This window comes from Sphingomonas sp. (genome assembly GCF_051962185.1).
Taxonomy (GTDB): domain Bacteria; phylum Pseudomonadota; class Alphaproteobacteria; order Sphingomonadales; family Sphingomonadaceae; genus Sphingomonas.
The window spans coordinates 1-12,657 of the sequence record NZ_JBQCCN010000333.1 but is presented as its reverse complement, the minus strand read 5'-3'; the positions used below and the strand labels follow the sequence as shown (position 1 = coordinate 12,657).

General features: G+C 65.4%; 10 protein-coding genes, 1 rRNA gene and 1 pseudogene. 8 read left to right on the top strand and 4 right to left on the bottom strand.

Annotation, left to right across the window (positions count from 1 at the left end; genetic code table 11):
- The 3 genes from ACTHJR_RS20340 to ACTHJR_RS20330 all read right to left on the bottom strand — a co-directional run.
- Positions 1-263 (bottom strand): inorganic diphosphatase (locus ACTHJR_RS20340; protein WP_440525244.1); only part of this gene is annotated, 263 nt, incomplete at its 3' end.
- A 34-nt stretch (positions 264-297) separates the two neighbouring features.
- Positions 298-2,211, bottom strand: coding sequence for a M61 family metallopeptidase (locus ACTHJR_RS20335; RefSeq protein ID WP_440525243.1), 1,914 nt, complete (start codon positions 2,209-2,211; stop codon positions 298-300).
- A 96-nt stretch (positions 2,212-2,307) separates the two neighbouring features.
- Positions 2,308-2,946, bottom strand: a complete 639-nt coding sequence (locus ACTHJR_RS20330) for a DUF1345 domain-containing protein (RefSeq protein ID WP_440525242.1) — start codon at positions 2,944-2,946, stop codon at positions 2,308-2,310.
- A gap of 50 nt (positions 2,947-2,996) precedes the next feature.
- On the opposite strand from ACTHJR_RS20330, the gene hisS reads away from it, so the two are divergent.
- The 6 genes and pseudogenes from hisS (at position 2,997) to ACTHJR_RS20300 (ending at position 10,965) form a co-directional block, all read left to right on the top strand.
- A complete protein-coding gene (gene hisS / locus ACTHJR_RS20325) occupies positions 2,997-4,304 on the top strand; it encodes a histidine--tRNA ligase (protein ID WP_440525241.1) in 1,308 nt (435 codons plus the stop codon).
- Entirely contained in the window at positions 4,301-5,383 is a 1,083-nt protein-coding gene (gene prfA / locus ACTHJR_RS20320) for a peptide chain release factor 1 (RefSeq protein WP_440525240.1), read from the top strand. Before hisS ends, prfA begins: the two co-directional genes overlap by 4 nt.
- A gap of 57 nt (positions 5,384-5,440) precedes the next feature.
- Positions 5,441-6,295: pseudogene (gene prmC / locus ACTHJR_RS20315) on the top strand (peptide chain release factor N(5)-glutamine methyltransferase).
- 262 nt (positions 6,296-6,557) lie between these two features.
- Positions 6,558-7,337: a DUF4167 domain-containing protein gene (locus ACTHJR_RS20310; protein WP_440525239.1), complete on the top strand. Its 780-nt coding sequence runs from the start codon at positions 6,558-6,560 to the stop codon at positions 7,335-7,337.
- Positions 7,338-7,898: 561 nt separating this feature from the next.
- Positions 7,899-9,371, top strand: a complete 1,473-nt coding sequence (locus tag ACTHJR_RS20305) for a DUF4139 domain-containing protein (protein ID WP_440525238.1) — start codon at positions 7,899-7,901, stop codon at positions 9,369-9,371.
- Between the two features lie 16 nt (positions 9,372-9,387).
- A complete protein-coding gene (locus tag ACTHJR_RS20300; RefSeq protein ID WP_440525237.1) occupies positions 9,388-10,965 on the top strand; it encodes a DUF4139 domain-containing protein in 1,578 nt (525 codons plus the stop codon).
- A 6-nt stretch (positions 10,966-10,971) separates the two neighbouring features.
- Here the strand turns inward: ACTHJR_RS20300 and ACTHJR_RS20295 are convergent, their stop codons facing one another.
- The gene (locus tag ACTHJR_RS20295) at positions 10,972-11,247 is read right to left on the bottom strand and encodes a hypothetical protein (protein WP_440525236.1); all 276 of its coding nucleotides are present in this window, start codon (positions 11,245-11,247) and stop codon (positions 10,972-10,974) included.
- A gap of 61 nt (positions 11,248-11,308) precedes the next feature.
- Between ACTHJR_RS20295 and ACTHJR_RS20290 the strand changes: the two genes are divergently transcribed.
- Both ACTHJR_RS20290 and ACTHJR_RS20285 read left to right on the top strand, forming a co-directional pair.
- On the top strand, positions 11,309-11,737 hold the full coding sequence (locus ACTHJR_RS20290) for a CBS domain-containing protein (protein ID WP_440525235.1): 429 nt from the start codon (positions 11,309-11,311) through the stop codon (positions 11,735-11,737).
- Positions 11,738-12,344: 607 nt separating this feature from the next.
- Positions 12,345-12,657 (top strand): 16S ribosomal RNA (locus ACTHJR_RS20285); the annotation flags it as partial.

The following is a 12,657-nucleotide window of genomic DNA, read 5'->3' as shown; positions in this document are numbered from 1 at the left end:
GCGCGGACGACGCAGCCGGGGACGAACGGCGACCGCGCGATGACCAAGGCATCGAGCGGATCGCCATCGGGCGACAGGGTATGCGGAACGAAGCCGTAATTGGCCGGATAGCGCATCGGGGTGTGGAGGATGCGGTCGACGAAGAGCGCGCCCGACTTCTTGTCGAACTCGTACTTCACCGGCTCGCCGCCGACCGGCACTTCGATGATCACGTTCAGGCTTTCGGGCGGGTTATCCCCGACCGGTATCAGATCGATCCGCATTTCGTTCCCTTATGGCGTCGCGCGCCGCCCCGTCTCAGCGGGGCTGGAGCAACAGGTCGAGACCGCTCTCCCCGGTCCCGGTTTTCACGAGGTGCGGATAGCGCAGGCCGCCATGATAGTCGATGCTCACCGTGCGGACTTCGTCGCCGCCCTTGACGGTCAGCGTGATCGGCTCCTTGCCGGTCTTGGCCTCGGTCACAGCCGCTTTCAGGCGCTCGTCGGTATAGGTCAGCCCGTTGACGCCGATCACGGTATCGCCGTTGGTCAGGCCGGCGTCGAACGCGGGGCTGTTCCAGCGCACCTGGCTAAAGGCACCGTCGGCACCGATCTGGAGCCCGAGCGAATAATAGAAATCGGCCATCTTGCGCGCGCGTTCGGCCTGCTTGCCGATCCCGGTCTGCACGTCGGTATAGACGAGCTTGTAGCCGTTGCGCTCGAACCCGCCGAGCGGGGCCGGTTCGCCGACCGCGTAGAGCCGTTTGGTCAGGAACCCGCGCCAGTCGTACGGCTGGATCTTGTCGAGCGTCGCGACGACGTCGTCGAACGTATAGGTCACCTCGCCCCAGTCGCCGTCGTTGATGCCGAAGAAGGCGTGCGCGAAATCGTCGATCGACTTGCTGCCCTTCGACTGCTGGCGGAGGATCGAATCGACTTCCATCCACACCAGCAGGCCCTCGTTGTAATAATCCTCGGAGCGCTGGTTGCTGGTCCAGCCCTTGGGCCGGCGGTTGGAGATGATCGGGTCGTTGGTGGTGTCGATCAGCGGGCGCCAGTTGCGGCCCGGCGTATTGTCGTAATTGGCCATGATCATGGCATAGGAATCGAGCGTGTCCTGCTTCGACACCAGGCCCGAGCGCGCCTGAAGGACATAGCCCCAGAACTGCGTCTGGCCCTCATAGACCCAGAGCAGGCTGTCGCGCATCGGATAGAGGTAATCGGGCGTCCACAGGTCGGCGCCGCGGCGGAACTTGCCGTCCCAGCTATGGGTATATTCGTGCGGCAGCAGGTTGCGCGCGCCGGCATTGTTCTCCCATTCGCTGAAATAGCCCATCCGGGTGCCGTCCTCGGAGCTGCGATGATGCTCGAGGCCGATGCCGCCGAGCTCGTTCGAGATCGACAGCAGGAATTCGTAATGGTCGTAATGCTGCGCGCCGAAGGTGCGGACGGCCTGCTCGACCAGGCGCTTGTGCGCGTCGATCATCGCCGGGGTCGCCGAATCGAGTTCTTTCTGGGTGTCGGCGAAGACGTTGAGGTTGACGCGCTCGCTGAGCGGCCACTTCTTGTAATAGCGGCCGGCCAGGATCGGGCTGTCGAGCAGGATCTCGTAATTGGTCGGCTCATAGACATAGGTCGAGCCGGTCACCTTGGCATTGAGCGCCGAAGCGGCGGACCAGCCTTCGGGGTATTTCACGGTCATGCGGATCGGGATCTGCCGCACGAAATAACCCGCCGGATAGAAGCTGAGGCCGATCGGCTCGATGCTCTCCAGATTGCGGGTGACCATCATGCGGCCCTGGTCGGGCTTGGTCGAGGTGACGTATTTGAACGTGACTTCGATCGACTTGGCGCCTTTGGGCACGTCGAGGTGGAAGGCATAGACCTCGACCGGGTCGCGCTTCCATTCGACGGGCTTGCCGTTGGCGGTGATGTGCAGGTCGACGACCTTGTCGATCTCGTTGCGCGGGGTGTGCCCGCCCGGCACCCATTTCGGATAGGCCAGCACCATCTCGCCGCTGCCCGCGACCGGGATCACTTCCTTGATCACATAGATGCCGCGCATCGTGTCGGTGGCGTCGATGTCGAGCGTCAGCGTGCCGGGATAGGGCTTGTCGACGGAGGCCGGGATCGTGTTGACGACCGGGACCGGTTGCGGCTTCGAATTTTCGGCGAGCGCGACGGTGGCGACGGAGGAAGCGAGGAGGACGGCAAAAGCTGCGCGACGGAGCATGGAGGGGACCCCTTTTTGATGTGCGCGCGTGTCCTAGGACGGCGATACACCCGTCGTAAAGTGGCCAACGTTACGGAATTGGTCGAATCTAAGGGTCTAGCCGCCGCCGATCGAATTGATCGTGAAGGCGAGCACGCCGAGATTGAACACGAACGCCGCCAGGCAATGACCGGTGACGATGCGGCGGACACGACGGCTGCTGATCTCGACGTCGCTGGTCTGGAAGGTCATGCCGAGCGTGAAACTGAAATAGACGAAATCCCAATAATCGGGGTCGTCGCAATTGGGATAGTCGATTCCCCGGCTGTCCTCGCCATCCTCCGCCGGCAGATAATAGAGATGCGCGTAATGGAGCGCGTAGATCGTGTTGGAAAAGGTCCAGGCCAGCACCAGCGACACCAGCACCAGCGCGATGGTGAAGGGCGTAGCCTTTTCGAGCTTCTCGGTCACCACCGCGACCAGGATGACGGTCGAGGTGACGACGGTCAGCAGCAACAGGAAAGCGCGATTGGCGTCGTTGCGTTGCGCGGCGGCGCGCATCTGGTCCGCGCCACCCTGCCGGAACAGGGGCATGATCATCGCCAGGAAGATGATGGCAGCGACATCGAAGGCGATCATCGCGCCGCGTCCCCAACCTTGCGCCGGGATGGCGAGGAACAGGCCGGCGATGAAGATCGCGACGAAGGCGATGAAGCGTGGCGGCGCCAGGTGATGACCGAGATGCATTCTTGCCATGACGAAACGCTAGCGTAGCGCGTGCGCCTCTACTAGAGAGCGCCGCCAACATGGCGCGGATCGAGACACCCCGGCCCATCAGGGGCACCCAGGACATTTTCGGCGACGAGCAGCGGCGGTTCGCCCGCGTGCTCGAGGCGTTCGACCATGTTCGCAAACTCTACGCCTTCCAGCGGGTCGACATCCCGGTGTTCGAGGACACCCAGGTGTTCGCGCGCTCGATCGGGGAGACCACCGATGTCGTCTCCAAGGAGATGTACACGTTCGAGGATCGCGGCGGCGATTCGGTGACACTGCGCCCCGAATTCACCGCGGGCATCTGCCGCGCCTATCTGACTGAGGGCTGGCAGCAATATGCCCCGCTCAAGCTCGTCACCTCGGGCGCGGTGTTCCGCTATGAGCGCCCGCAAAAAGGGCGCTATCGCCAGTTCCACCAGATCGATGCCGAAGTGATCGGCGCGGCGGAGCCGGCGGCGGACGTCGAATTGCTCGCATTGGCGGATCAGTTGCTCCACGAACTCGGCGTCGCCGAGGGGGTGACGTTGCAACTCAATACGCTGGGCGATGCCGAGACGCGCGATGCGTGGCGCACGGCGCTGGTCGCGCATTTCGAGAAGCATCGCAGCGAGCTGTCGGAGGACAGCCTCGTCCGGCTCGACAAGAACCCGATGCGCATCCTCGACAGCAAGGACCCGCGCGACCGGCCGATCGCCGATGCCGCGCCGGACATCGACGCGCACCTGACCAGCGAGGCGGGCGCCTTTTTCGAGAAGGTGACGAAGGGGCTGGATGCCGCCGGCGTGAAATGGACGCGCAACAGTCGGCTGGTGCGCGGGCTCGATTATTACCGCCACACCGCGTTCGAATTCGTCACCGACCGGCTCGGGGCGCAGGGCACGGTGCTCGCGGGCGGGCGCTATGACGGGCTGATCGAGGCGCTCGGCGGGCCGCACACGCCGGGCGTGGGCTGGGCGGCTGGCGTCGAGCGGCTGGCGATGCTGATCGAAGTGACGCATCGCGACCGGCTCGACTTCGTGATCATTCCGATGGGCGAGGCGGCCGAAGCCTTCTGCACGAACCTCATCGCCGATCTGCGCCGTCGCAACATCTATTGCGACATGGCGTATCGCGGGAATCTCAAGAAGCGGATGCAGCGTGCCGACGCGGCCGGTGCGAGCCATGCGATCATCGTCGGCGACGACGAGTTGGCCAATGGCGAGATCGCCGTGCGCGACCTCAAGACCGGCGAGCAGGTGAAGCGCAAGCTGGCCGAAGCGCTGCTCCCGGGTGCCGGCGCGACTTATACCTTTTTGGCGCTGACAAAGGGGCCTGAAGGATTGGCGGCGGGGCAGGCATGACGTCCATCTCCCCCGAACGGATCGCGCAGATCGAGGCGCGGCGGGACGAATTGTCGGCGCTGATGGCGACCGGCGACCTGTCGGGCGACCGCTTCGTCCAGGTGTCGAAGGAATATGCCGAGATCGAGCCGGTGGCGAAGGCGGCGGGCGAAGTGCGGCGACTGCGCGCCGAGCTCGCGACGCTCAGCCACATGGCCGAGGATGACGCTGCCGATGGCGAATTGAAGGCGATGGCGCGCGAGGAGATCGAGGAGATCCGCGCGACCCTGCCCCAGGCCGAGCGTGCGCTGGCGCTGGCGCTGCTGCCGCGCGACGCCGCCGACGAACGCGCGGCGATGCTCGAGATCCGCGCCGGGACCGGCGGCGACGAGGCCAGCCTGTTCGCGGGCGACCTGTTCCGCATGTACCAGCGCTATGCCGAAGGGCAGGGCTGGCGGGTCGAGTTGATCTCGGCCTCGACCTCCGAAGCGGGCGGCTTCAAGGAAGTGGTCGCCTCGGTCGAGGGCAAGGGCGTGTTCGCCAAGCTGAAGTTCGAAAGCGGCGTGCATCGCGTCCAGCGCGTGCCGGTGACCGAGAGCGGCGGGCGCATCCATACCTCGGCGGCGACCGTGGCGGTGCTGCCCGAGGCGGAAGAGGTCGACGTTCAGATCGACGAGGCCCGGGACCTGCGGATCGACGTCTATCGCTCGTCGGGGCCGGGCGGGCAGTCGGTCAACACCACCGATTCGGCGGTCCGCATCACCCACTTGCCGACCGGGCTGGTGGTGATCCAGCAGGACGAGAAATCGCAGCACAAGAACAAGGCCAAGGCGCTGAAGGTGCTGCGGACGCGGCTCTACGAAGCGGAGCGCGAGCGGCTGGCGGCCGAACGGTCGGGAACGCGCAAGGCGATGGTCGGCTCGGGCGACCGCTCGGAGCGGATCCGGACGTATAATTTCCCGCAAGGGCGGGTGACCGATCACCGCATCAACCTGACGCTGCATCGCCTGCCCGAGATCCTGGAGGGCGACATGGACGAACTGATCGGCGCGCTGATCGCCGAAGACGAGGCCGAGCGCCTGGCGACGCTCGATGGTTAAGTTCCCCTCCCGCTTGCGGGAGGGGCCAGGGGAGGGCGTGTCTCCTCCCCACATGCTGTGACAAGCCCTCCCCCAGCCCCTCCCGCAAGCGGGAGGGGAGTTAGGGCGGCGCTTGCGGAGGCGGCGCAGCGCCTCTCTGGCGTTTCGGATACCCCACGCCTCGATGCGGAATTGCTGATGGCGCACGCGTTCGGCGCGACGCGCGAGCAATTGCTGTTGCGCCATCTCGGCGATTCCGCTCCTGAGACGTTCGCCGCGCTGATCGACCGGCGCCTTGCTCGCGAGCCGGTCGCCTAGATCACCGGCACCCGCGACTTCTGGACGGTCAGTCTCACGGTCGGTCCCGGCGTCCTCATCCCACGCCCCGACAGCGAGACGCTGATCGAGGCGGCGATCGAGCATTTCGCCGGCGCTGCGCCGAAGACGATCCTCGATCTCGGCACCGGCCCCGGTACGTTGTTGCTCGGGGCACTGGCCGAATGGCCGCGAGCCACCGGGCTCGGCATCGACGTCTCCGATGAAGCGCTGACCTATGCCCGCCGCAATGCCGAACGGCTCGACCTGGCGGCGCGCGCGACCTGGCGGCTGGGCAATTGGGCGGAGCGGCTCGACCAGCGCTTCGACCTCGTTCTGTGCAACCCGCCCTATATTGCGACCGACGAGCAGCTTCCGGCGGAAGTGCGCGAGCACGAACCGCCGACCGCATTGTTCGCCGGCGCCGACGGGCTCGACGATTATCGCGTCGTCGCCGCCCAGCTTCCCCGTCTGATCGCGCCGGGCGGGATGGCGGCGATCGAGATCGGGGCGACCCAGGCCGGCGCGGTTTCGGCGTTGCTGCGCGACCAGGGGCTCGAGGTCGCGATCCGCCGCGATCTGGCCGGGCGCGACCGATGCCTTGTCGTCACACCTTGAAACCGTCACACTCCGGTTACATATTTCTTCTTGGACAAACGCCCCGCAGCCGCTATTGAGCGCGAGGGGCAGACGATCTCAACCGACAAGTAGTTGATTTCGCGGGCCTGCCCAATCCTTCGTCATAAGGCCGCTTGTCCGGCGGCCGTGACAGGCCTTTCGCGCCGACGTCTGAATTCAGGCCGAGGCGCGGACGGCGCGTGGGGTTTGCATCCACTTGGAGCAAGGCCGGGTTTGTTTTGAACACAAGGACCACAGGACTTTGAACATCAATCGTCAGGCCGGCCGCCGTCGCGGCCGTGGTGGCCAGCGCCAGGGTGGCGGCAATCCCAGCGGCAATAACGGGAACCGCATCGACAATCGCGCGCGGGGCAATGCGAACCAGCTCTACGAGAAGTACAAGGCGCTCGCCGCCGAGGCTCAGCGTCAGGGCGATCGCGTCAACACCGAATATTATCTCCAGTTCGCGGACCATTATTTCCGCGTCCTGGCCGAGAATCGCAGCCGGTTCGAAGAACAGAACCAGCAACGCCGCGGGCGCGACGAGGCGTTCGACGACGAGGAAGAGGGCTTCGAGGACGACGGCGCCGAGGGCGAGACCCAGGAGCAGCAGCCGCGCCGCGAGAGCCGCTATCGCAACGATCGTGACGATCGCGGCAACCGCGACGACCGCGGCAATCGTGAAGATCGCGGCAATCGCGACCAGCGCGAAGGTCGTGAGGATCGCGGCAATCGCTATAATGGCAACGTCAACGGTCATGCCGACAACGACACCGACGAGGTGAACGGCAACGAAGCGGCGGAAGCCGCCGAGTCGGCCGCGGAACCGGCGCGCTCGCCGCGTCGTGGTCTGCGCCCGCGCCGCGAACCGCGCGTGGTCGAAGCGAGCGAAGGCGAGACCTTCGACGCATCGCTGCTGCCCCCGTCGCTCGGCATCTCGGCCGGCACCGAGGCGGAGCCGGAAGAGGCGCCCAAGCCGCGCCGCCGCCGTACGCCGCGTGCCGCTGCCGCCGCCGAGCCTGCTGCCGACGCCGCCGAATGAATGCAGCCGTCACCCCAGCGAAAGCTGGGGTCTCGTGGCGTATTTCGACCATTTGAGATCCTGGGTTTCGCTGGGATGGCGACATGGAGACGCCTGGCCGATCCGTTCGGCCAGGCGTTTTTGTTTTTGGCGCCGGCGCGTTGAGCGTACCCGGTTGCGGCTTTCCCCACCTTTGCCTCGCCCTTCATCGTCACCCTGGCCTTGTGCCCGTTCGAGCTTTGGCTTGCCCCCGGCAAGCCAAGATCGTGTCCGGGGGGGGGGGCACGATCTCGCTCGAACGCTGCCGGGCCTCGGGGAAAAGGTAGGGGCTGATTGGAACGGCGTCGCATCCGCTCCGTGCGTCCGCGGTCTCAATCACCAATGGCATGACTGCGTTGCCCGGCGGATCCCGGCACAAGACCGGGATGACGGTCGGGGTGAAGGCAACGCCTGTCTACCACAGCGCGGACCTCTCGACGCGCCACTTCCTCCGGAATGAATACAAGATCGCGGCTTTGCCCCACGTTTTCCGGCTTCCGTTCGCGCGCCAAGCGGTTAGCTTGGCCGTCGAACAGGGGAGGGATGATGATGCGCGTATTGGCCGGTTCGATCCTGTTGCTGGCGCCCGCGGCGGCCTTTGCGCAAAGCGCGCCGCAGCCTTCGGCGCAAGGCGACGTCTCGGTCACGATCTACAATAACGACCAGGCGCTGATTCAGGACACGCGCAAGCTGACGCTGGCGAATGGGGCCAATCGCCAGGAATTTCCCGACGTCTCGGACCGCATCCGGCCGGAGACGGTGCGACTGTCGATCGACGGCGCGACGATCCTCGAGCAGAATTTCGACTATGATCTGCTGTCGCCCAGCGCGCTGATTCAGAAGGCGGTCGGCCAGACGATCACCATCGTTCGTACCAATCCGGCGACCGGGGTCGAGACGCGCGAACGCGCCAAGGTGCTCGCGGCGAATGGCGGCGTCGTGCTTCAGATCGGCAGTAATATCGAAGTGTTGCGCGACGACGGCCTGCCGGTCCGCGTCGTCTATGATTCGCTGCCGCCAAATCTGCGCGCGCGCCCGACGCTGTCGATTTCGCTCGAGACCCAAAGTGGGGGCAGTCGACCGGCAACGCTCAGCTATCTGACCAGCGGGCTCGGCTGGGACGCCGATTATGTCGCCTTGTTCGACGAAGCGAAGAGCACGATCGATGTCCAGGGCTGGGTCACGTTGAAGAACGAAACCAACGTCGCGTTCGTCAATGCCGACACGGTGCTGGTCGCGGGCGCGCCAGGGCAGGGCGGAAGCGGCAGCGCCGGCATGGCGCCCGGGACCTTGCCGGGAACCGAGAGCGCCGCGCGCGGGCGGATCGGCGACTTCTACCTCTACCCGGTCGGTCGGCGAATCACGATCGCGCCCAACCAGCAGAAGCAAGTCAGTTTCCTGTCGGTCGGCGGCGTGCCGGCGAAGAAGCTCTATCTCTACCGCAACAATTGGTACGATTCGTCGAGCGACCCGCGCAGCGCCACGACCGTGCTGAGCTTTTCGAGCGCGCGGGAAGGCGGGCTCGGCGACGCACTGCCCGCGGGCACGGTGCGCGTCTATATCCGCGACGCCAAGGGGCAGCCGCAATTCGTCGGCGAGAACCGCATCGATCATACGCCGATGGGCTCGACCCTGGCGATCCGCACCGGCGACGCGTTCGACGTCAAGATCAAGCCGACGATCGAGAAGCGCGAGAAGATCGACAGCAACGAATGGGAGCGGACCGCGAAATTCCGCATCTCGGTCGACGGCGGCACGCCGACCACGATCCAGCGCGAGGACCAAGTCACCTATTGGCGCACGACGATGAGCTATACGGTGACCAATGCCCGCCCGGACCCGGTCACTGTCGATCTGGTCCAGGCCGGGCTCGATCGCGGCTATTGGCACGACACCCGGGTGTCCAGCGAGACGATCAAGGGCGAGCAGCGCTCGCTCGACGAACGCGTCTGGCACGTGCCGGTGCCGGCCAACGGCTCGACCGTGCTGACGGTCTCGTTCGATACCCGGTACTGACGGCGGAGTCCGCGCGATGCGCGCCGCCTGGTTGCGATGGCCCCTCGCGTTGCCGATCGCGCTGCTCGTCACCGTGCCGGTACGCGCCCAGACCGTCGTCACTTCCGCGGGCCCCGATACGGTGTCGGTCACGCTTTATCGCGATCCCGATCGCGACGCCTCGGTGGCGATCGATCGCAGCGCCCCCCAAGGCTATGCGCTGATCACCGAGACGCGTACCGTCACTCTTCCCGCCGGCCCGGCGGTGATCCGGTTCGAAGGCGTGGCGGGCAACATCCTGCCCGAAAGCGCGCTGGTCGCCGGGCTGCCCGATGGCGTCGAGGAGAAGAATCTCGACGCCGATCTGCTGTCGCCGCGCTCGCTGTTCGACCACGCGCTGGGGCGCCGCGTGATCGTCCGGCGCACCAATCCCGCTACCGGCAAGGTGACGATGCTGCAGGCCACCCTGCGCTCGTCATCGATGGGCGCGGCGGTGCTGCAATTCGGCGGCGCCTATGGCGATCTGCGCTGCTCGGGCCTGCCCGAGACTCTGGTCTATGACGGTGTGCCCCAGGGGCTGTCGGCAAAACCGACCCTGTCGGTGAAAACGACAGCGCGAGCCGAACGCAAGGTGACGCTCACCCTTTCCTATCTTGCCGGCGGGTTCGACTGGCAGGCCGATTACGTCATCGCGATGCGCCAGGACGGGCGTAGCGCCGACCTGTTCGCCTGGATCACGCTCGCCTCGACCGACGTCACGAGCTTCGTCGATGCCGATACCCAGGTCGTCGCCGGCAAACCCCATCGCAATCCGGGCAACAGCTACGGTCCGCGCTCGCCGGGCGTGATCGGCTATTACGAGCTGAGTTGCTGGCCGATGCCCGATTACAGCGATCTCGAGAGCGAGAACATGTTTTCGGCCGATGCCGTGCCCGCACCGCCGCCGCCCCCACCGCCTCCGCCGCCCGCGCCCGAACCGATGGGGATCGTCGTCACCGCCAACCGGGCGATGGCCCCTGCGAAGCTGGCGACGGCCGAGGCACTGGGCGATCTCAAACTCTATCGCTTCCCGACCCGGGTCACGGTCGCCTCGCAATCGCAGAAGCAAGTGGCGATGCTCAGCAAGAGCGCGGTGAAGCTCGCGCCGGTCTATGTCAGTGATGTCGTTCGGGACAATGCCAGTACGGTGCTGATGCTGCGCGGCAAGAACGACGCGGCGAACGGATTGGGGATGGCAATGCCGGCGGGCAAGGCATCGGTCCTGGCGGAGGCGGGGGGCACGCTGCTGGTGGTCGGCCAGTCGTCGATCGACGACAAAGCGGTCGACGAGGTGGTCGAGTTCCGGATGGGGCGGCCGCAAAGCGTGTCGGCGTCGGTGACCGGGACCGATCGCGGTCCGCGGCGGACGCGCTATCTGCTGACCGTGACCAACGACCAGCCCTGGCCGGTGGGCTACGAGGCGAAACTCCACCTGTACGATCGCGAGCACCTGAGCGGCGCCACCGACAAATTGGGCAAGAAGGATGGCGCGCCGCTGTGGACGACGACGGTGCCCGCGAACGGGACGGCGACATTGGGTTACACGGTGACTCGCGACCGTCACTGGTCGCCGTGATCGGAGTCAGAACGTGTCGACATCCTCGTCGTGCCCGGTGCCCGAGCTCATGAACACCAGTCCCATCAGCGCCGCCGCCATCATGATCGTGCCGCCGAACCCGCCGACCGCCGCGAGGATCGCCACCCAGGACAAGGGACCGTACCAGAATTCGAGCAGCCCGATCGCGATCGCGACGACGATCGCCGCGGCCAGCGCCATCCAGCCGAGCAGGCGGCGGTACCGCGCCCAGGCGAACGCCGCGTAATCGGGATCGCCCAGTCCATGAGGTTGGTCGGACATGCTTCCCATCTGGCCCGTTTCGTGAAAAGCTCAAGGGCCTCTAGGGATGAGGAGTCGCGCCATGACGATCGCAACGATCCTGGCCACCAAAGGCAGTGAGGTCGTGACGCTCACGACCGGCCATACCGTCGCCGATGCCGTGAAGCTGCTCGCCGAGCGAAGGATCGGCGCGGTGCCGGTGATGCAGGGCGACCAGGTCGCCGGCATCTTCTCCGAACGCGACGTGATCCATTGCGTGGCGGCGCACGGCGCGGCCGGGCTCGACCGCTCGGTCGGCGATGCGATGACCGCGCCGGCGATCACCGTGACGCGCAACGAGGCGGCGCTGGGGGCGCTGACGTTGATGACGCGGCGTCGCATCCGTCATCTGCCGGTGGTCGAGCAGGGCAGGCTGGTCGGCTTCGTCTCGATCGGCGACCTGGTCAAATACCGGATCGACAAGATCGAGGCCGATGCGGAGGCGTTGCGCAACTACATCCAGGCGGTCTGATCGCGCTGTCGCCGTGTGACGATCCGAGGACGCGAATCGCGCCGAGGCCGAATCCCGGCCCCGGAATTGGAGGATTCGCCGATTCTGCGCCCGGATCTTCGGGGTTGGACGGCGCGTTTCATCCGATTCACGCGATTCTCCGGCGTGATTCGAGGGGGTTGGAGCCACATCCATGATCTGTCCCGGCCAGGGCGGCAGGGCGGCGAGCCTTCAAAAACGGCGGATTTCTGCGGGTTTCCGACTTTTTTGAAATAAAAATGCAAAAAGGCGTTGACGGTCCAACGACCCGAGCATAGATGGGCTCCACCGACGCGGTGAGCCACACGGTTCGCTTCGACGGTCACCAAAAACCAGGCGCCAAGGTCGCCCCGAGAAAAAGGGGTAGGCTGGGGCGTCGGTCTTTTGCGCTCTTTGACATTGTTAGTCTAGATGAAGGGACATGTGGGCGGCGGCCCCGGGTCTGACGTTTCAAGGCGTCAGTCACTCGGACAAACCAAGCCGTTCCTATATGTCTCTTACACACCATGTAAGATTTTTTGTGCAGGAACGGCTCCTTGAAATGAGCTGCTCCGACGTCGGTCATTCCACCGGCGCCAGAGCGGTACATCAACTTGAGAGTTTGATCATGGCTCAGAATGAACGCTGGCGGCATGCCTAACACATGCAAGTCGAACGAGACCTTCGGGTCTAGTGGCGCACGGGTGCGTAACGCGTGGGAATCTGCCCTTGGGTTCGGAATAACTCGCCGAAAGGCGTGCTAATACCGAATGATGACGTAAGTCCAAAGATTTATCGCCCAAGGATGAGCCCGCGTAGGATTAGCTAGTTGGTGAGGTAAAAGCTCACCAAGGCGACGATCCTTAGCTGGTCTGAGAGGATGATCAGCCACACTGGGACTGAGACACGGCCCAGACTCCTAC